This is a genomic window from Desulfotruncus arcticus DSM 17038, assembly GCF_900113335.1.
Lineage (GTDB): Bacteria > Bacillota > Desulfotomaculia > Desulfotomaculales > Desulfallaceae > Desulfotruncus > Desulfotruncus arcticus.
In genome coordinates, this window is record NZ_FOOX01000002.1 from 437,400 (window position 1) to 458,433 (window position 21,034).

Annotated in this window: 19 protein-coding genes; all 19 read left to right on the forward strand. The window is 44.9% G+C overall.

Annotation, left to right across the window (positions count from 1 at the left end):
• Positions 1-36 precede the first annotated feature (36 nt).
• The 19 genes from BM056_RS27175 to BM056_RS04585 all read left to right on the forward strand — a co-directional run bounded on the left by BM056_RS27175 (position 37) and on the right by BM056_RS04585 (position 21,012).
• Positions 37-162, forward strand: a complete 126-nt coding sequence (locus BM056_RS27175) for a hypothetical protein (protein ID WP_274377515.1) — start codon at positions 37-39, stop codon at positions 160-162.
• Positions 162-1,250: a Wadjet anti-phage system protein JetD domain-containing protein gene (locus tag BM056_RS04510; RefSeq protein ID WP_092469116.1), complete on the forward strand. Its 1,089-nt coding sequence runs from the start codon at positions 162-164 to the stop codon at positions 1,248-1,250. Before BM056_RS27175 ends, BM056_RS04510 begins: the two co-directional genes overlap by 1 nt.
• Positions 1,235-2,734, forward strand: coding sequence for a replicative DNA helicase (locus BM056_RS04515; RefSeq protein WP_092469118.1), 1,500 nt, complete (start codon positions 1,235-1,237; stop codon positions 2,732-2,734). The genes BM056_RS04510 and BM056_RS04515 overlap by 16 nt, the downstream gene beginning before the upstream one ends.
• Before the next feature lie 6 nt (positions 2,735-2,740).
• Positions 2,741-3,493 (forward strand): DUF6063 family protein, encoded by a 753-nt coding sequence (locus BM056_RS04520; RefSeq protein WP_092469120.1) that lies wholly within the window; start codon positions 2,741-2,743, stop codon positions 3,491-3,493.
• A complete protein-coding gene (locus tag BM056_RS04525; protein WP_092469122.1) occupies positions 3,477-7,925 on the forward strand; it encodes a coiled-coil domain-containing protein in 4,449 nt (1,482 codons plus the stop codon). Before BM056_RS04520 ends, BM056_RS04525 begins: the two co-directional genes overlap by 17 nt.
• Before the next feature lie 181 nt (positions 7,926-8,106).
• Positions 8,107-8,919 (forward strand): methyltetrahydrofolate cobalamin methyltransferase, encoded by an 813-nt coding sequence (locus tag BM056_RS04530; RefSeq protein WP_092469124.1) that lies wholly within the window; start codon positions 8,107-8,109, stop codon positions 8,917-8,919.
• 268 nt (positions 8,920-9,187) lie between these two features.
• On the forward strand, positions 9,188-9,826 hold the full coding sequence (locus tag BM056_RS04535) for a cobalamin B12-binding domain-containing protein (RefSeq protein ID WP_092469126.1): 639 nt from the start codon (positions 9,188-9,190) through the stop codon (positions 9,824-9,826).
• A 1-nt stretch (position 9,827) separates the two neighbouring features.
• Positions 9,828-10,982, forward strand: coding sequence for a uroporphyrinogen decarboxylase family protein (locus BM056_RS04540; protein ID WP_092469128.1), 1,155 nt, complete (start codon positions 9,828-9,830; stop codon positions 10,980-10,982).
• 18 nt (positions 10,983-11,000) lie between these two features.
• Positions 11,001-11,144: a hypothetical protein gene (locus BM056_RS26060; RefSeq protein WP_165613376.1), complete on the forward strand. Its 144-nt coding sequence runs from the start codon at positions 11,001-11,003 to the stop codon at positions 11,142-11,144.
• Positions 11,145-11,213: 69 nt separating this feature from the next.
• Entirely contained in the window at positions 11,214-12,563 is a 1,350-nt protein-coding gene (locus BM056_RS04545; RefSeq protein ID WP_092469130.1) for an MFS transporter, read from the forward strand.
• 61 nt (positions 12,564-12,624) lie between these two features.
• Positions 12,625-13,263 (forward strand): cobalamin B12-binding domain-containing protein, encoded by a 639-nt coding sequence (locus BM056_RS04550; protein ID WP_092469132.1) that lies wholly within the window; start codon positions 12,625-12,627, stop codon positions 13,261-13,263.
• A gap of 1 nt (position 13,264) precedes the next feature.
• Positions 13,265-14,422: a uroporphyrinogen decarboxylase/cobalamine-independent methonine synthase family protein gene (locus tag BM056_RS04555; protein WP_092469134.1), complete on the forward strand. Its 1,158-nt coding sequence runs from the start codon at positions 13,265-13,267 to the stop codon at positions 14,420-14,422.
• Positions 14,423-14,434: 12 nt separating this feature from the next.
• Positions 14,435-14,578 (forward strand): hypothetical protein, encoded by a 144-nt coding sequence (locus tag BM056_RS26065; RefSeq protein ID WP_165613377.1) that lies wholly within the window; start codon positions 14,435-14,437, stop codon positions 14,576-14,578.
• Positions 14,579-14,869: 291 nt separating this feature from the next.
• The gene (locus BM056_RS04560) at positions 14,870-15,556 is read left to right on the forward strand and encodes a cobalamin B12-binding domain-containing protein (RefSeq protein WP_092469136.1); all 687 of its coding nucleotides are present in this window, start codon (positions 14,870-14,872) and stop codon (positions 15,554-15,556) included.
• Positions 15,549-16,247 (forward strand): GntR family transcriptional regulator, encoded by a 699-nt coding sequence (locus BM056_RS04565; RefSeq protein WP_092469137.1) that lies wholly within the window; start codon positions 15,549-15,551, stop codon positions 16,245-16,247. The genes BM056_RS04560 and BM056_RS04565 overlap by 8 nt, the downstream gene beginning before the upstream one ends.
• 148 nt (positions 16,248-16,395) lie before the next feature.
• Positions 16,396-18,243: an ASKHA domain-containing protein gene (locus BM056_RS04570; RefSeq protein WP_092469139.1), complete on the forward strand. Its 1,848-nt coding sequence runs from the start codon at positions 16,396-16,398 to the stop codon at positions 18,241-18,243.
• Between the two features lie 288 nt (positions 18,244-18,531).
• The gene (locus BM056_RS04575) at positions 18,532-19,248 is read left to right on the forward strand and encodes a Vitamin B12 dependent methionine synthase activation subunit (RefSeq protein WP_092469141.1); all 717 of its coding nucleotides are present in this window, start codon (positions 18,532-18,534) and stop codon (positions 19,246-19,248) included.
• A 325-nt stretch (positions 19,249-19,573) separates the two neighbouring features.
• A complete protein-coding gene (locus BM056_RS04580) occupies positions 19,574-20,158 on the forward strand; it encodes a 4Fe-4S dicluster domain-containing protein (RefSeq protein ID WP_092469143.1) in 585 nt (194 codons plus the stop codon).
• Positions 20,155-21,012 (forward strand): CoB--CoM heterodisulfide reductase iron-sulfur subunit B family protein, encoded by an 858-nt coding sequence (locus tag BM056_RS04585; protein WP_092469145.1) that lies wholly within the window; start codon positions 20,155-20,157, stop codon positions 21,010-21,012. The genes BM056_RS04580 and BM056_RS04585 overlap by 4 nt, the downstream gene beginning before the upstream one ends.
• The last annotated feature ends 22 nt before the right edge of the window (positions 21,013-21,034 follow it).

Consider the following 21,034-nt stretch of genomic DNA (forward strand, 5'->3'; position numbering starts at 1 on the left):
CATGATCTCACATGAGTTTAACTGTGTATTTCAGCCATGCTGTTTATTAAGAAGGAGATATGGCTATTTTTTGGCGCTAAGACCAAAGATATGGATGCCCGGTTCATGCTCTTCCAGCGGGAAGAAGGGGAAGAACGGAGCCTTGCAGATGGCATGTATTGATGCCGGTAGGAAGTTTTTGTTTTACATTAGCTAAATATGATACAATTACGCTAAAAAAGGTGTTTAGCGTGCTTGATCGTAAACTACTGGACTTTTTAAAAGCATATAAGAATTCATCCATTACTTTGGGCAAGCTTGAACAATTCTGTCCCGGTTCAACAACCTATGAGGATTTTGCTGCAGCGGTACTGTCGTTGGAAGAGCAAGGTGTCTTAAAGAAAATAGATTCGTCAGGCGAAAATTATAAAGATCCCTCGTTAGCTAACAAATATGCAATAAAGAAAGATGCTCTAAAACTGCACCACCAACAAATTAAACAGCTGCAGTTGACTGTACACCCGTTAATCAGCCTGGACCGCTATTACAAACTAAGCGAAAAAGAATGGGAGAAAGATTATAAATATATTAAAAAAATAGATGCTTATTTGAAAAATAAAGGAGTTCCCCAACTGCCTGTTTCCATGCCCCAGCGCTCCTATGAATTGGTGGCGGATGAAAAATGGCTGGAAGCCGGAGGCACTAAAGTTCTAGAACGGTTGGGTGTTGGGGAGCAGCTGAAAATAGAACAAACCCCGGACCCGCTAATGCTTGCTGTTGCTCCCAAACGGTTTACTTCCTTATCGCATCTGCATCTGGTTGTGGAAAATAAAACCACCTACTATGCCCTGGCTGATATTCTTTGCGAAACGGCATTTACCTCATTGATCTATGGGCAAGGCTGGAAAGCATCTGCCAATCTGGCTTATTTGCCAAAGCAATTAAATCTCCCGGGGTGCGAACATATAATTTACTATTTTGGTGATTTGGATGCCGAAGGAATACGCATCTGGTGGTATATTAACGAGAAAATAAAAACAACACCCGCCGTTGCTTTCTACCGGGCGCTTTTAACCAAACAGGCGAAGTATGGCAAACAAACTCAGCGCCCGGACCGGCGGGCATTGGCACAATTTTCAGCTTACTTTAGCCGGGATGCCGGGCAGCAGCTGTCAAACCTCTTAGCTGAAGGCCGCTACTATCCTCAGGAAGCGTTAAGCAAAGACGAACTTCAGGAAATATGGAGGAATAGCGCATGGACGACCAGCTAAAAGGAATTACCTCCGGTTATCATGAGCGGATGCACCGCATCGGATTATTTGAGCCGCTGTTTAAACTTAAAAGTAAAAGCGGCAAAGACAGAGACGGAGTGCCCATTGACTATTATGGTTTGGGCATGCTGACGCTGCTTTTTTTCTTTGAACATATGCTAATGAGAAAAAAGGCCGGGGTGCGTGAACTTGCCAGATATCTGGCCGATCTGACGAGTAATGAAATTTCACTGGACGCTAAAGGCTATGAAAGTTTAGCCCGTTCCATTATTGAAACTTTCCGGCCCCCGGGAGGGAAAAGGGCGGCCCATCTTTTTTATAATTGGGAAACACGCCGAACCGAGGAGTCATTATACTCGTATTTAAAAGCGGCCAAACATGACCTGGAATCATACAGCCAGTATTATGTTTTAGATGAGCACGGGCTGGAGCTTATCTTTGCCACCAAGGAGTTTTTCAGCGAGTTTCAGCTGTCAATCAACCAGCTGCTGTTGCGTAAACAGCTGGAAAAAGGGGAGTTTGCGGGCGCCCTCAGGCAAATTGAAGAAATGCGCATGAACGTTGAACAGCTGCAGGAACGAATGAGAAAAGTAAAGCAGGAGATTCAGCGCAATATTATTTCAGACGAAGCTTACCAGCGCTATGAGCAGACTATACAAGATGTGCACCAGCGGCTGCAGCGCGAAAACGAAGAGTTTGAGGAACTGCTGGCCTTTGTGCATGAAACCAGGGACCGGTTGAGCTACGAAAAAACAGATCGCCGCGATCAAAGAGCTTATGAGCTGATTTTAAGAATTGATGGCGAACTGGGTGAAGTTCACTACCAGCACAGCTTATTATTAAAAAAATCTATAGAACTAAATACCACCGTTTTAAAAGCCGCCAGGGAGTCCTTATATTTTGTTGCTGTAAATTCCTTTAACTTTGACCAGGAAATTGTGGCCCGGCTGATCGCCACACCACTGCCTGTTCAGGCGGCCCGTGTGCTGGTGGAGCCGGTTTTAGCGCTGGAACAATACCAGGGCTGGTCCCCGTTAACGGTATTTGCACCGCAGCATATTGGCGGGGATGAATCCACAAATGAAGCAGCTCAATTCTTATCGATATCCTCGGAAGAGCAAAAGCGCATTGACCAAAAAATACAAAGGCAAAATTTCACCAGAATAATGGAAATAATTAACCAACTATTTCAAGATGCCGGGACATTTACACTCCGGCAAATGGTTGAGCAGCTACAAGCCACCGGACAAGCTCAACTGCTTAACCACAGATCCTTTTATGACTTTTGGCTGCTGCTGCACCAAAATTCTCCTTTAGAGATAGCTAAATTCAAAAATAATGACGAGCAAGTATTTACTTTTGCCGGTGCACAACAAGTATTTGGTAAAAATGTAAAGAGGATTATTGTTGAGGAACTACCGGAAACTGTAAGTGTAAACGAGAGGTATGAGATCCAGAACTTTATCTTTCAGTTGGGACGGTAAAAAAATATGCTATATGAACAAGAACAAATTATTCAGGCCTTTCGCTTGTTCTCCAAGCTTAGTATAGACGGTAAAGGCAGCGAAGATGAGCTCAGGCTGTATTTCAGTGATGATCAGATCAGGGGTCTGGTTGATCAGTTTGCCCAGGAGGTTGAATGCACCATTATCTCCGCCGGGGACAATTTATATTTTGTTCCCCTGGCATTGAGCTCGCCCCATCATATCAAGAACGAAACCTTAAAGCGGACATATTTAAAAGCCAACTCAACCAATAACGACATTTATTTGATGTATGTGTCAATCGTTGTTTTATTTGGGGCTTTTTATAATAGTTATCAAACCATAGAGCCCACAATTGATTTTATCTCAATGAGTGAATGGCTTAAACTGCTGGATGAGCGCCTGCAAGCCTTAAAGGAACATGACCGGGAGACGCTGGCGGAGGCGGAAAAGGATTACAAGTATAATTGGTGCGCTATCCTGGAAAAGTGGGATGCCCTGGATGACTTAAAAGAAACGGCCAAAACCCAGGATAAGCGCACCAACAGCCGCCTGGGCTTTCTCGATAGCGTCAAACGTTTCCTTGAAGCGCAGGAGCTTGTTCACGATATTGGCAATTTTGAACTTGAGTTAACTGAAAAGGCCAAAACCATTATTCAGCGGTATTATATGGAAATAGAATACAACCGGGGGATTTTGGAGTTCATGTACCAGTTGGAAGAAAAGAAAGGGGAAGCTGAAGTTGCCGGCAATCTCTAAGATTAGATTTACCAATGTAATCTATGAAGGCGGGGCCAAAAGATATAACGATGATATTTTTCAGTTCGACGGGTACAATGGCATCATCCTGCTGGAAAATGGCGGCGGTAAAACAGTTTTTATTCAGGCGGCCATACAGGCGGTATTGCCGCATCAGGATCTGGCGGAACGCAAGATTAAAGACACCTTGCTGCTGCAGGGCTCCAGTGCCCATGTGGCCATTGAGTGGATCATCAATGAGCATCCCCGGCGTTATGCCGTAACTGCAGTGACGCTGTTTATAAGAAACGATAACCTGGATTCCTACCGCTATGTTTACGAATACGAGGCCGGCGGCTCCGGTGCAATCGAGGATCTCCCCTTTGTCCGGGAAGGGAAAACCGGCGAAAAGCGTCCGGCTGCTGCCGGGGAGATGCAGGATTATTATTATGAAATGACCAGGAAATCCATGCTGGCCCAAACGTTTCCAACGATTTCGGCCTATCATCAATATATAGAAAACAGTTTTAAAATTATCCCTTCGCAGTGGAAAAAAATTGTGGATATCAATGGGGCGGAAGGGGAAGTGGAAGGCTTCTTTGAAGGCTGCAAAACCACTACCCAGCTGGTTGACCAGCTGTTGATTCCTACCGTCGAAGAAGCGTTGGCCGGTAATGGCGCCAAGGATTTTGTAGAGCTTTTCGATAAACAGCGCTCTCATTTTAAGGAACACAAACGGCTGCAAAAACAGCTTGAGGAAAATAAAAGCATTGAGGAAAGAGTTAACTTTTTTGTGGAACATTATCAAAACCTGCACCGGGAGCAGCAGAAATGGCTGCGGGACAAGCAGAGAGCGAAAGCGTTTTTTGAGCTGACCACGGCGGAAAAAGGAGCAAACGAAAGGCAGCAGCAGGAGTTAACAGGTAAATATGAGCAATTAAAGGCGGCTAAAGAGACCTTAAAGCGCAAAAGAAAATCCTTTGAAATTAGAAAACTGGAACAAGAACAGGAGCAACTAAAAGCCGCGTATCTGGACGCCCGGGAGCAATACCTGGAATATCAAAATCAGCTGAAAAATATCGAATTGCGCTATCAATCTCTGGAAATAGCGCAGATAAGGAAAAAAATCAGAGAATACGGGGAGTACAAGACAGAACTTGAAAAGCAGCTGCAGCAGTTGGAACAAAGCCCGGCGGCAGCTGAATTGGAACAGGAACTGATCCAGGTAATGCGGGAGTTGAAGGGGTATTTTGTAACTGAAGAACAAAAAATTGCAGCTGTGTTAAACGCCCGGCAGGAACAATTAGCCCGCTATGAAGAGAATAAGGACAAATTAGAATCGGAGCTGAAACAGCTTGGTGAAAAAGAAATTGAAATCGCCGGTAAACTAGCTTCTTATACCGAAAAAATCAATTCCGCTGCCGGACGTATGGATAAATTAAGAATTAAAATTTTAATCAACCCTGACCAGGAACAGGTGGAGGCTGTTTTACCGCAGTTAAAAAAAGAGGCGGAAGAGCTTGAAAAAAACCAATGGGATTTTCATAAAAAGCTAAACGAACTGGCTCAAGACAAGAGTAATTTAGATCAACTGATTAGACAAAAACGTGAGGATGCAGGCCAGTTAACAGCAAAAGCAACCAAAGTTTCCAGTGCTCTTCAAAATATTAAAGCCGCCGAAGAACACTTGAAAGAACAACTTATGCAGCGAAACCCTGAGTTTGCGCGCTATAATTCTCTTTATACGGATGAAGCGTCAATAAATGCCCAGGTGGAAGAAAAAGTAGAATACTTATACAAAGAAAAGCAGACTTTATTGAATAAGGAACGACTGGCTTACCGTTTTATTGACGACTATCAAGACAGTGAAACTTTTACCGCCGATCCGTTATTGGAGAAACTGGTGCACGGCTGGCAGTCGCAATTTCCTTATTTGGAACTGGGTTCTTCATTTATTGAGCGGGCTTATGCGGCCCGGCCGGATATTGCTGCAGATACATTTTTGCTATGGCCCATGGCTTTAATTACCTCTGAAGACGATACGGAAAAGTTAATTAAAAAGCTGGCATTGCAGCGGAAAAGGTTTACCCACCCGGTGCTTGTTTTGTCATCCAGGCAGGCGCGGTCATTTTTAGACGGTTTGGAGACAGACTTAACCTTTGTTGAGCCGCAGGACTGGCAGTTAAACATATACAAGGATAAATTCTCAGCCTGGAAAGAAAGGCTAACCGGTGAAGCGGAAGAAATCAGACAGCAGCGGGAACAGTGCGATGAAACGTATAATAGCTGGACGGTACTGTTGGCTAACACCCGTGATTTTTACAACCGGTACCCTTACGCCCAATTTGCAGGGCTGAAGCAGAGCCAAGTAGCTTTAGCCGAGCAGCAGGAAAAGGTTAAACAGGAATTGCAGCAAGCGGAAAGCAGGCTGAAGAAAGCTGATGAAGAGAAGGATTTATATCAAAAACGCCTGCAAGAAGCAGAGAGAAACAAAAATGATGTTGAGCGCAGGATTGCTGACGCCGGGGAGTACCTGGAGCAAAAAGCCGTCATGGAAAACGCCCGAAAAGAAAAATATGAGTGGCTGCAAGAGCAGGAACACAACCAAACAGCCAAAGAAAAATCAAACAATAATTACCGGCTGCTAACCAACGCAATGGAAGAATTTAAATTGGGCACCGGGGAGATCAAAAACGAACTAAAGTCTTTAAAAAGTGATGAGGATTATAAACGTGTTCAGAATGCCCAACATTTGACACCCATTTTTTCACAAGTGCTATTAACTACCTTGAAAGAGCGTAAAAAAAATACTGAAGCTCTACTGCGTAAAGAACAAAATAACCGGCAAAACATTCTTGATCACATTGAAAAATGCAACCGGGATTTAAGTGATCAGAAGCATCAGTTGGAACTAAAACAAACCAGTGCCGATGAAGGCGTTGATTGGGATATGGAGTTTCCGGCTAACGGCAATGAAGAACTTTTAAATCTGGCCGGACGGAAAAAAGACCACGAAAAAAAATTTAAGCCCGTACGGGCCAATTATGAAAAACTGGAAAAAGAATTAAATATTAAAGAAAGCGAATTGAAAATTCGTCAAACGGATTTCAATAGAGATTTTTCACCCCACCCCGTAGATTTGTTTCATGAACCCTTAAACATGGTGCCGGAAAAGTTGCGGGAAGAAGAAAAAGAGCTGCAGGAGCAGCAGCAAGAACTTGACGGTGAACAAGCCAAATTGCAAAAAGAACATAGCAAATTGGTGGATGCCTATAACCAGCTTAACGGCAAAAACGAGCGCTTCGGTTTCTTGTCCGAGGATATAGAGGCAGCAATTTTAGAAGGAAAGATTATTGCCAATTATGCCTATCAGCGCAAGCAAATGCTGGAGAACCTCTTTAAGCAGCTGGACGAAGGGGAACAGAATGTTTCCAGGCTGCAGGATCAGATTAATGACCGGCGCCAGAGGCTGGTTGATTACTGCAATCAAGAAGTAAGAGATATACGCATGCGTGAGGATGTTAAAGCTGGTTTACGAAACAGAAAAACTTATGCCGAAGTAATTGAGTGGCATGGCAGAATGCAAAAACGAATCCAAAGTATTATTACCATTATTGAAAAAGATTTAAGAAATCATAATATTGAGATGGAACAGTTCATAGCCTATCTGCACGGTCATTTAAACAGAATCAAAGAAGAATTGGAGCAGATACCCAAAAAGACCAAAGTTAAAGTAGATGATAAATGGAAAGAAATATATCTCTTTAGCGTTCCCGGCTGGCATGAAGAAGAAGGCAAGGAGGAGCTGAGAAGGCAGATCTACTGGATGCTGGGGGAACTTGAAGACGGCAGGTTTAAAGATGAATCCGGCCAGGAAGATGAAGCTAAAGTGAGAAAGGCCATTGAAAAATGGATTCAATCAAAGCAACTGTTGAGAGCGGTTATGAAAAATGAAACAATTAAAATAAAATGTCGAAAAGTGAGTAATGATGGAAAAGTCAGCGGGGGTATATACTCGTGGGAAGAATCAAACCGCTGGAGCGGGGGAGAAAAATGGAGTAAAAATATGACCCTGTTTTTGGGTATTTTAAATTATTTGGCAGAAAAACGGCAATATGTTAACCAAAACGTCAAACGCTACAGCAGTGTTATTGTGGACAACCCGTTTGGCAAGGCCTCAAGCGACCATGTGTTGGAGCCGGTTTTTTTTGTTGCCGAACAGCTTGGCTTTCAAATCATAGCGCTTACCGCACACACTGACGGTAATTTTATTCGCAAGTACTTTCCTGTGGTCTACAGCTGCCGACTGCGCCAGGCCCAGGGCAGTGACAAACTGATTATGACCAAAGAGAAAGAGTTAAAAAAGGCTTATTTTAAAGACCACGACCCGGAGGCGCTGGAAAGACTGGGCGAATATAAACAGTTAACTTTATTTGACTTAGATAGCTATTAATAAACTTAAAAGATCCGCCGGTTGAGGTTTCCATATTCAACCGGCGGATCTTTTTTTAAAATTTTTAATTAGTCTGATAGTTAGTATTGACAAAGAAATGATAAGTGATAGTATAAAAGTAGACATGTATATACGTGTAAAGACATATGTGCGCAGCAGCTGATAAGGGGGAAGTTATAAATTGATCATTATCGGGGAAAAAATCAATGGAACCATCCCAGGCGTAAAAAAAGCCATCGAAGCAAAGGACGAAGAGTTTATCCGAAATCTGGCCGTCAAGCAAGCCGAAGCGGGAGCCGATTACATTGACGTGTGCGCCGGCACTGCGCCGGAGGTTGAAGTTGATACTCTGAAATGGCTGATGGACATTGTTCAGGGTGCCGTTGACACGCCGTTATGTATTGACAGCCCCAACCCCAGAATAATTGAACAGGTTTTTAAGTACGCTCAAAAGCCCGGGATTATCAATTCGGTGTCTGAAGAAGGTGATAAATGTGAAGTCATTTACCCCATGATTAAGGGTACGGAATGGCAGGTTATTGCTTTAACCTGTGATAGTAAAGGCATTCCGTCTGATGTTCAAACCAGGGTTGATATCACCAAAATCATGGTGGAAAAAGCCCGGAAGCACGATATAACTCCCGACAGGATCCACATTGATCCGCTGGTGATGGCGTTATCAGCGGACAACCAGTCTCTGTTAAACTTCGTTGATACATTAAAAACCGTCAAGACTATCTATCCCACCATCAAAGTAACCTCAGGATTAAGCAACATTTCTTTTGGCATGCCTTTAAGAAAAATAGTAAACCAGCACTTTTTGACCATTGCAGTTTATGCGGGAATGGATTCAGCGATCATGGACCCCTGTAACAGGGATATGTTGACCACCCTGCTGGCAACTGAAGCATTGCTTGGGTGCGACCGGTATTGCCGTAATTTCTCCAACGCCTACCGAAAAAATAAAATCGGCCCGGACAGAAGTAATGAGTAATAAGGATAGGATAACTAGTTAACCAATTAAAGATAGATTTAAAGAGTAATTTTTTTACTGTGCCCTGTATATACAGGTATGTATCACATGCCGCATTAAGTTAACAGAATAGTTTAGTATCTCTATTTTCTGATAAAACAAAAACTGTTATTTACCGCTGCGCGCACAAAATATTTATGCAGGGGGGAGTGAACAGCAAAAGTTAATAGAGACCGGCATCTGGAGATAATTTATCCAACCACCAGACATTTAAAAGGAGGACTTATCAATGTTAGATATGCAAGCGTTAACTAAGGCAGTAGGAGATCTCGACGAACCGAAAGTATTGGGCATGTTAAAAGACTTTGTGGCTGCCAACCCCGGCAGCGAAGAAACCACAGAGGTGGTCAACGCCTGCCAGCAAGGGATGGCCATAGTTGGCGACCTGTTTGATCAAAAAGAATACTTCGTCGGGGATTTAATATTTGCCGGTGAATTGCTGACTTCTGCAATTGATATTTTAAAACCCGTCATGGGTCAGGAAAGCGCCACCAAAGTTGGGAAGATCGTTCTTGCCACGGTAGAGGGAGATTTGCACGATATCGGAAAAAATATTTTCAAAAGTATGTCGGAAGCGGCCGGCTTTGAAGTTTATGACCTGGGCATTGATACATCGGCCAGCGCTTTTGTGGAAAAAGTAAAAGAAGTTAAGCCGGATATTTTAGGTATGAGCGGCGTGCTTACCCTGGCTCTGGATTCCATGAGAAACACTGTTGATGCGCTTAAAGAAGCTGGATTGCGTGACAGTGTCAAAGTGATCATCGGCGGGAACCCCGTTACCGAACAGGCGTGTCAGATGATTGGCGCGGATGCTTTTACAACTAACGCTGCTGAAGGCGTTAAATTATGTCAAGGGTGGGTGAAATAATATGACGGACGTTGTAGCATTGGCCAAGGAAAGGGAACAAATTTTTCGGGATCTGTTCAGTGGCAAAACTCCCAAAAGAGTGCCGGTAAGCAATCCGGCAACATTGGAATTTGCCATTCAGTACTACGGCGAAGACCTGGCTGAAGCCCAATGGGATTTAGCCAAAGCCGAGCCGGCGTTAGATAAGTTTTGCAAAGAATTTCCTACCGATACAACCCCTATTGGTAGTATAAGGCCTCCCGCTTTCTATCAATTATTAGGTTCTAAAGCTATTGTCATGGGTTCCGGCGGTTTCATGCAGCACCCGGAGGTCACGGGCATGTTCCCTGAAGAATACGATGACTTTATCGCAGCTCCCTATGACTTTATTATTGAAACAATTTTGCCCCGGTTATATACCGAACTTGACACTGAGCCCAATAAAAAAGCCATGGTTTTGGCCAAAGCAATGCGGGCCCATCTGGATGATTATACATTTGTGGGGCAGATGAGAGAAAGGGTTAATGCAAAATATGGGATGGTAGCCCCCGCGGTCGCTCTGACAGAGGCGCCTTTTGACTTTTTGGCCGACTTTATCAGGAGCTTTAAAGGGATTTCCAGCGATTTAAGAAGGTATCCCGATAAAATTTCGGCGGCTTGTGAAGCGGTGCTGCCATTGATGATCAAGAAGGGCAGGCTGCCTGATCCTGCTATGCTTGGGTACTCGTTCCTTCCGCTGCATATGGCTCCTTATATGCGTAATTCAGATTTTGAGAATTTCTACTGGCCAACATTTAAAAAGCTGGTGGAAGCATTGGCTGACGAAGGGTACAATGTGCAGTTGTTTATAGAACACGATTGGATGAGGTTCCTTGATTTTCTGTACGAATTGCCTGAAAACACCATTATGAGGTTCGAATATGGAGATCCCAAGGTTGTTGCGGAAAAACTGGGTAAAAAACACATCATTTCCGGTTTTTACCCAATAACATTATTGCAGATTGGAACACAGGAACAGTGTATTGAAAAAGCCAAGGAGCTGTTAGATATTCTTGCACCAACCGGAAAATATTGGTTTCAAGGAGACAAGAGCATTGTTAGCGTAGATGAAACCGGTAATACCGGCAAAAACCTCCGGGCTGTTTTGGAATATGTCATTGAGAACGGCACTTATTAATGAAGGGAGAGAAAAGTAATGAAATCAAAATACTATACAACCTGGGAAGAATACAAAGAAAATCACCCGGAATTGGAAGGAAAGCCCGAACAGGCAATCGCCCCAAAAATTCAGAAATATGAAGATATTATGTTTAATTTCATATTGAGTCTGTTATTGTAAACCGAGCCGGCGAAGAAATTTTTTGCATAAAAACCGTCGATCCAAGTTGATTTGGGAGGTGGGATGTTAATGGAAAAGGCTTTAAAGAGGTCTGTCATTAATCTTTATGGATTACCTTCATTTGGATTTCAGTTGTTTGTAAATATGGAGGTAATGTATTTTGCAGCGTTTATGACTGATTTTGCCAAGCTGCCAATGGCCTTGGTGGGGACTGTATTGTTGATAACCAGCATATTTGATGTTCTATGGGTTCCCACTGCAGGCGTTATCCTGGAAAAGAGTAATATGAAATGGGGTAAATACCGTTCGTGGCTGCTTGTAGGACCTCCTTTTGCAGCACTGTTTTTTATTTTGCAATTCGCTAAAATAGGTTCCCCGGTAACCAATGCCGTTTTAATTACAATTGGATTTGTGGTAAGTCATTTGATCTGGAACATTTATTACGCGGGACATATCGCTCTGAACTCCTCAATGACACCGGTAAGAGAAGAAAGAATTGCCATGTCATCAAACAGGGGGATGTTTAATGGATTAGGAGCCCTTGCTTTCTCGTTAATTGGTATGCCGATGATATTGGCCCTGGGAAAAGACAACCCTCCCATGGGATACACGCTTACCGTTGTTATGACAGGTATCATTATGATTGCTTGTTATTATGTGCTATTTTTTATAACCAAGGACTATGCTTTTCACGGAACTTCTACTCAAGAAGGTAAACCCGCGGAAAAAATGCCCGTCACTGAGATGCTTAAACAGATATGGGTTAATCCGCCGCTTATGGGATTGATGCTGGGTGAACTGGGAAGATATTTAGGAAGGTTTGTTATATTCGGGCTGGCGTTTTACTATTTTCAATATGTTGTAGATAACCTGGCGGCACTTACCATATTCTATACCGGACTTAATGTGGTAATTTTCGTTGGCGCTGCGCTTGCAAATCCCCTGGCCAAAAAATTTGGGGAAAGAAATATATATATATTGTCAATCTCGATATTTATAGTTGGGCTGCTGACTGTATGGGCGTTCCCGATGAATTACATTTCCTTCATGGCAGTAATGTTCATAGCTTATTTAGGATATGCGATGCCCGACGCATTGGGCGTTGCCATGTATTCGGCCACTGTTGATTATGGCGAATGGAAAACAGGAAAGAATGCCAGAGGTTTTATCATGTCATTAATCAATTTTCCAATTAAGTCAGCCATACTTGTAAGAAGTGTTATCATCACCGCCGTGCTTGCGGGAGCAGGATATGTCGCCAATATGGAACCTACTGTGGAACTGACAAGGGGTATAATAAATGGAATTGCGCTGGTTCCTGCGGTTATTATGCTAATCGGGTTGTTATGTATTGTATTACTATATAAAATCACTCCTCAATCTCTTGCGCAAATGCAAAAAGAAATTGCGGCAAAATAATTCCGGTAAAAATGATGATGGTTTTCTTGCAAATTACTGAAAACTAAAGGAGGACTTATCAATGTTGGATATGCAAGCGTTAACCAAGGCAGTAGGAGATCTCGACGAACCAAAGGTATTTGGCATGTTAAAAGACTTTGTGGCTGCCAACCCCGGCAGCGAAGAAACTACAGAGGTGGTCAACGCCTGCCAGCAAGGAATGGCCATAGTTGGCGACCTGTTTGACCAAAAAGAATACTTCGTCGGGGATTTAATATTTGCCGGGGAATTGCTTACTTCTGCAATTGATATTTTAAAACCTGTCATGGGTCAGGAAAGCAGCACCAAAGTTGGGAAGATTGTTCTTGCCACGGTAGAGGGAGATTTACACGACATCGGAAAAAATATTTTCAAAAGCATGTCGGAAGCGGCCGGCTTTGAAGTTTATGACCTGGGCATTGATACATCGGCCAGCGCTTTTGTGGAAAAAGTAAAAGAAGTTAAGCCGGATATTTTAGGTATGAGCGGTGTGCTTACCCTGGCCCTGGATTCCATGAAAAACACTGTTGATGCGCTTAAAGAAGCCGGATTGCGTGACAGTGTCAAAGTGATCATCGGCGGGAACCCCGTTACCGAACAGGCGTGTCAGATGATTGGTGCAGATGCTTTTACAACCAACGCTGCTGAAGGCGTTAAATTATGTCAAGGGTGGGTGAAATAACATGGCTGATGCGAAGGCGCTGTCCCAGGAAAGAACTCAATTGTTTCGTGATATGATTGATGGCAAAATTCCTAAAAGAGTCCCTATATTTGTAGGTTTTCCCATTGAGTTTGCCATTCAGTACGCGGGCAAAGACCTGATGGAAGCCCAATGGGACACCACTCAGCTGGAAGGAATATTTGATAAAATATGTCAGGACTTTTGCTCGGATTTGCTCCCGGTAAATGCCTTTAGATTTCCTTCATTTTACAGGCTTTTAGGGGCTAGAAACTTTGTTATGGGCTCCAACGGCTTTTTGCAGCACCCTGAAGTTGAAGGACTGCTGCAGGAAGAATACGATGATTTTATTGCCAACCCCTATAACTGCATTATCGAAAAAATACTGCCGCGTTTATATACCGAACTGGATACGGATGCCAGCACCAAAGCATTGAACCTGGCCAAAGCCTTTAAAGCTTTTCAGGATGAAATGGGCAATGCGATAATGACTTACGGCAAGCTGATAGAAAAATACGGTTATGGCGATGCCAACTTCTTTGCCGGATTTACCGAGGCGCCACTGGATTTTGTAGCTGACCAGCTCAGGAGCTTTAAAGGGATTTCCACTGATATGAGAAGGGTTCCCGACAAAGTGGAAGCAGCCGCCGAAGCCGCCACTCCGCTGATGATCAAAGCCGGTCTGCACCCGATTCCGCCGTCAAAATACAACGCCACCTTTATTCCGCTGCATATGGCGCCGTTTATGCGCACCAGCGACTTTGAAAGGTTCTACTGGCCGTCATTTAAAAAACTGGTGGAAGCACTGGCGGAAGCCGGCCATCCTGCAAATCTTTTTGTTGAGCAGGACTGGATGCGCTATCTGGATTATTTATATGAACTGCCGGAAAACACTATCATGCGCTTTGAATATGGAGATCCCAAACTGGTTAAGGAAAAGCTCGGCCAAAAACACATCATTTCCGGTTTTTACCCGACCTCACTGTTAAAAACCGGCACCAAACAGCAGTGCATAGATAAGGCTAAGGAAATTATCGATATCCTGGCACCGGGCGGCAGGTATTATTTTGACTTTGATAAGGTTCCGGTTACCCTGGATAGTGTTAACGTGGAAAACACACGCGCCGTGTTGGAGTATGTGGCCACGAAGGCAAATTATTAGGAGGGTTGGGTTATGTATACAACATATTATAAGACCTGGGAGCAGTATCTGGCGGTGCATCCTGAGATTGATGAAAAGCAGGCCAAGGCGATGGCTCCCAAAATGCAGGGCTACGAAGATATGATGTTTTCGTTCATTATGTTTCTGTTGATGTAATGCGTAGTGGTAGGGGCACGGCATGCCGTGCCCCTACCACTACCATGTCTTTAAATCCGATTGAAACAATTTTGTATGTCATTGCTATGAATACAATCTCCAACCTATTTAACCTGCCAATGTGATTAAAAGAAGGAGTCTGGAGTCATTCGAGAGTTGACAAAGAAGCGGGCAAACTCTAAGATGAAAACTAGGTATATGGCTGTATATACTTCTATCCTGAGAGCTGTCCCACCAGGTTTTATAACATGGGCCTAACTTTTATGTCAGGGGTGCGGAGGTGAAGTTTAAATGAAAGAATTGGGTAAAAAGGAACAGCTGTTAATCACCCATGTGGAACAGTTAAATGAAGAAGAAGTAATTAAATTATCAGACGAGCTGTTGAAAGAAGGTATGGCACCGCTGCGCCTGCTGGACTTAATAAATGAAGGCATGAACCGGGTAGGGAAACTTTATGAGAGTAAAGACTATTATATTGCAGACTTGATTATGGCCGGGCTGATATTTAAACAGGTGCTGGAATTGGATAAAATGACCGCCCATTTCCGGGTTAGACATAATGACAAAATCGGCAGAGTTGTTTTAGGCACTGTAACAGGAGACATTCACGACATTGGCAAGGATATTTTTAGAGGTATGCTGGAAGCCAGTTGTTTTGAAGTGATTGACCTGGGGGTGGACGTGCCCAAAGAAGTGTTTTTAAAAAAATGTGAGGAATATAAACCGGATATTTTAGGCCTTAGCGGAGTATTGACCAATACAGTCGATACAATGAAAGAGATAGTGGATGCTTTTCAGGAAACCGGCGTCAAGGACAAAGTTAAGATAATTGCCGGCGGCAACCACCTTACAGCGGAAGTCTGCGGGTTTATCGGCGCGGATAACTTTGCCAACGACGCTTCATCCGGCGTTAGAATCTGCAAAAAGTGGATGGACGGTATTAATGAGCGTGAACGGAGAGTAATTGATAATGGTTAGTCCGGTTTATCTAAGTATAGTTGAAGACATTAAAACCAGGATCAACAGCGGCGGCTTAAAACCGGGCGATGCCGTACCCTCGGAAAAGGCGTTATGTGAAGAATACGGCGTCAGCAGGATGACGGTAAGAAAAAGCCTGACCATTTTAGCCAACGAAGGATATATCTATTCCATCCCGGGGAAAGGAAATTTTGTTCAGGAACCTGTATTAAACAAGTACACCATTTTTTACGATGAAATGAACAATTCTATCAACAGTGTTGATCAAACAAAATTGTTGGAAGTTAATATCATTATGCCTGATGAAAAGCTGGCCAATGATTTGCAAATTACCAAAAACAAAAATGTAATTATGATTCGCAGGCTGTTTTACACAGATGGCGTCCCCGTGGCTTATGATGTTAAATATTTGCTCTATCAAAAAGGGATGCCTATTGTGGAGAAGGAAATCGAACATGCTACTTTCCCTGAAATGTTATCCACTAAAGTTTCTCATTTTGCGTTAAAGAAAGAATTAATTATTCATGCCGTAATCCCGGATGAACAGATAAAAAGACACTTAAATATTTACAACGAGCTGGCCTTACTGGTTGTTGAACAGAAGCTTTACAGCAGTGACAACAAACCGATGGGACTTGGGATAACTTATTTTAGAGGAGACTATATTAAACTGCAGGGAATTAGCCAGTAACCCTGATGAGGAAGATTTAAAGGATTATAAACAAGTTGCAATGCTGCATCTGTAACCGGTGCAGTTTAGTTTTTTCCAAGCTAAACGTGTGAGTACTACAACGTAATTTGAAGTTCAGCGGAGCTTTAATTATTGGGGGGGATCTACTTTGCAGGGCTATAAAGTGATATTTCAACCCGGTGACCTGGAAGTTGAAGTGCAGCCGGGCGGCACAATCATGGAAGCGCTGGACAAGGCGGGCATTAATGCTGATTTTCCCTGCGGCGGCAGAGGCAAGTGCGGAAAATGCCGGGTTAAAATTTTAACGGGAGCAGGCGAACCTACTGCTGTGGAGCAGGACATACTGGAGGCGCAAGAATTAGCGGAGGGGATTCGCCTGGCCTGCTCGACAACAATCAGTAATGATTTAACCGTACAGCTGCCTAGTTATATCCAGCACAACATTTTAATTACCTCGGGAGAAAAAACATTTCAGGTTGAGCCGCATCTGAAAAAAATAGCTGTAGAAATAGAAAAGCCCTCGCTGGATGCATATAGTTCAGACTGGAGCCGCCTTAAAGGCAGCCTGGTTGGGCACGGCTATGATGGTGCTGACTTAAAGGCTCAGGTTGCCCTTTTACGGCGGCTGCCGGAGGCCGTCCGCAGGGCCGGTCATCGCCTTACTGCGATTATGCACGACAATGAGATTACGGGCATTGAGGAGCAGGATACCACCGGGATCATGCTGGGCATGGCTTTTGATATAGGGACAACCACCATTGTAGGCTATTTGCTGGACCTTTATACCGGGCGGGAGCTTGGCGTGGTTTCGATGCTCAACCCGCAGACCAGGTTTGGTGCGGACGTTATCTCCCGCATTACCTTTGCCAATCAGGAAGAGGACGGACTGGCCAAACTGCATGCCGCTGTGCTGGAGGCCATCAATAAACTGATCGGGGAAGCGGCGGGTAAAGCCGGGGTAAATAAAAATGATATTTACGGGATAACCATAGCGGCCAACACCACCATGCACCATCTCTTCCTTGGCGTCAGCCCCCGGTATATTGCGGTGTCGCCATATGTATCGGTAGTAAGTGAACCCCTGGTGGCAAGCGCCGTTGATCTGCAATTAGAGATCAACCGGGCAGGCAAAATATTTGTTTTGCCAAATATCGCGGGTTTTGTCGGGGCGGACACCACGGCGGTGCTGTTGGGCACAGAACTGGACCGGAGTCAAGATGTAAAATTGGTCATTGACATAGGTACAAACGGAGAAATTGTCCTGGTTTCCAGGGAAAGAATGGTTGCCTGTTCCGCCGCGGCCGGCCCGGCCTTTGAAGGAGCTCAGATCAGCAGCGGCATGAGGGGGGCCGCCGGGGCCATTGACCATGTTTATTTTAGGGACCGCCTGGATTACACCGTAATCGGCGGGGGCAAGCCCCTGGGTATTTGCGGTTCCGCCTTGCTTGATACCGTGGCGGGCTTGCTGGAACTGGGTATCATTAATAAGCGGGGCAAGCTGTTGCCGTTTGAGCAAATTACCAATACCAATGCGCAGGCTTACCAGGATCGTCTTTTACAGCACGAGGGCGAACCGGCTTTTTTACTTGCCGACGCCGGTAAAACCGCCCACGGCAGACCGGTTATGGTAACCCAGAATGATATTCGGGAGCTGCAATTAGCCAAGGGGGCAATGGCGGCCGGTGTCAGGGTTTTAATGGAAACTTGTGGCGTTACAAGGGGCGACGTCAAAGAAGTACTATTGGCCGGGGCCTTTGGCAATTATTTAACCCCGCACAGCGCGTGCGTGATCGGACTGATACCACTGGAACTGGAAAGCAAAATTAAAATGGTTGGCAATGCGGCGGGTACCGGGTCCAAGCTGGCCCTGCTATCCGCCGGGGAGTACCGCAGGGCGGCTGAGATAGCTGAATCGGCCGAGTTTGTTGAATTGGGCAGTTATCCCGGGTTTAACAGTATTTTTGCTGAATGCACTTATTTTCAGCAGCTCCGTTAAACTTCCAGGGGGAAATCGTCAGTGCCGGTGCCGGCAGTGTCAATAACCCCCGTCCCTTGACATTCTGATTCATCTCGTTAACTGCCGCTAAGACTCCCGCCTTTACAGGCGTGAGTTAAGCGGCGATAAACTCGAAATAAGTGCGACTAAGGTTTATCGGTCAGGGGACACACCTCTGCTTATGGGTCAAACTTCTGGGTCGAGGAATGTCCCCAACGTATGGGTCAAAACCCTACCTGAACCAAGTCTGCTTTAATAGCCTGTACAGAAAAGGATGGAAGCATAATCATGACGGAGCCAAAGATTTGGGAAATGCCCCTGCCGGATGTCAGGGTGGAGGATCTTTTTCAAGCGGAAGGTGCGGTTTATCATAAACGCCCGCCACGGCCAAGCACGCTGGAATTGCACCGCCGGGCTCTGGCTGAGGCGAGTGCTCTGGTCCGTCCGGTGCTGATTTGGCGTGAAGTTGAAATATTGGGCGCCGGGGAGCGGGAGCTTTTGCTGGAGGGAGGGCAAAAGTTAACCAGCAGGCTTTTGGCTGAGGTGGCGGGAACTGCGGAGAAGTTGATTTTTTTCGCCATGACCATCGGCAGCACCCTGGACGACCGGGAGGATAATTATATCAAGTCCGGAAAAACATTGGAAGCCTTTGCCCTGGATGCTGCCGGAACAGCATATACCGTAAAAAGCAGTATGTCGGCGGTGAATAAAATTGAGGAGCACTGCCGCAGAGCAGTTCTTCAAACAACCTTTCCCATGGGGCCGGGGCACTCATACTGGCCCTCGCTGGAGGATTTGCAAACTATTTTTCACTTTCTGCGGCCCGGGCAAATCGGCCTGCGCCTGACGGATTCAAACTTAATGATGCCCCGCAAGTCAATCGCCATGGTAATGGGCGTGGGACGCGGCCTACCGGACTATCAAGGTAAAACTCACTGTGACTTCTGCAGCCTGCGGCAAAAGTGCCAGCTAAGCCACTTTGGTCTTGACATGTTGACAGAATGAAATTATAGTTATTATTGTGTTTAATTTTACTATTGTATCATTTGTAAAAACCACAATTTGCTTACCCTAAGCAATTAATTGATTCAATTATAGCGAAATTAAAGGTTAGTTACAGCGAAATCAGTAACAGGTGGACCAGTTTGGAACAGCTGGTCCAAAACAGGGCACCGTAGTTGTGAAATAATTGTGAACACGACGGTGCTCTGTGCTATTAATTCACTAACTTATCGTTTTTACCATGGCACATTTTTTGCGTTATTAAAATATTGTTTATAGTCCTGGGGTCATAACAATAAATATTATTTATAGATAAGGGGTCTGACAAATGTCGGTGGCATTTAACCTAACGAACAGTCTTAAAGATAATATGGATTTCATTAATATAGTGGGCAAAGAAAGTGGCCAGCCGGTAGAGCAATGCTACCAGTGCGGTAAGTGTACCGCCGGGTGTCCCGTGGCCTTTGCCATGGATTATCCACCCCACCGCGTACTTCGTATGGTGCAGTTGGGATTAAAGGAAAATGTGCTGAAGAGCCAGGCTATTTGGCTTTGCGCCGGCTGTTCCACGTGCACCTCAAGGTGTCCCCGTAACGTTGATCTGGCCCAGGTTATGGATAGCTTGCGCGGTTTGGCCAAGCACGAGGGAGTTCCCCTTGATGACCGCGCCAGGGATGTTTCCCTGTTTTATGACTGCTTTTTAAACACGGTTAAAAATAACGGCAAGCTTCATGAACTGGGCATGATGCTTAACTATAATTTAAAAAACAAGCATTTATTTAAAAATGCCAATACCGGCCTGGCTATGTTCACCCGAAGCAAAATTAAATTTTTGCCCGCTAAGACCAAAAACCACCGGGACGTGGCGAAGATTTTCCAGCGGGTTCATGAACTGGAGGGGGAAGCCAGATGAGATTTGCTTATTTCCCGGGATGCTGCGATCACACCAGCGGCAGGGAATATGATATTTCCACCCGGGCGCTTTGCCAGGCTCTGGATGTGGAATTAGTTGAAATACCCGACTGGAGCTGTTGCGGTTCAACACCCGGACACAGCACCAGTCACCTGCTGGGAGTTGCCCTGGCAGCGCGCAACCTGGCCCTGGTGGCGGAAATGGGGCTGGATTGCACCGCTTCCTGTGCGGCCTGCTACCAGCGCCTGGCTATGGCCAATGTGGAAATGCAAAATAACTCAGAACTATGTGAAAAAATTAACTGGATTACCGGAAAACCTTACCATGGGAGCGTTAAAGTCAAGTCGATAGTGGAGATAATTGCTGAATTAGATCCGGAACAAATAACCGGCCGGCTTGTCAAGCCGCTGCAAAATTTAAAGGTAGCCGTGTATTACGGCTGCTTAATGGTCAGACCCAAAGAGGTGCAGGTTGATGATCCGGAAAATCCTTTGGTTATGGACCACTTGCTGGAGGCCGTTGGCGCTCAAACCCTGGATTGGAGCAGTAAAACCGAATGCTGTGGCGCTTCCCTGGCCATATCCAATGAGGATGTCGTGTTGAAGCTAACCGGTAAAATCCTTGCCGATGCCGCCCGGGCCGGAGCTGACTGTATTGCCACAGCCTGCCCGCTTTGTCACTTCAATCTGGATATGCGCCAGAAAAAAATAAACCAGGTATTGGGAACCGGTTACCAACTGCCCGTGTTTTACTTCACTCAGTTAATCGGACTGGCCATCGGGCTAAAGCCTGAAGATTTGAGCTTTAACACGCATTTTATAGATACAAATAAGGTACTTAAACTGGTTGGATGAATTCTGCTAAGTATTGGAGCGA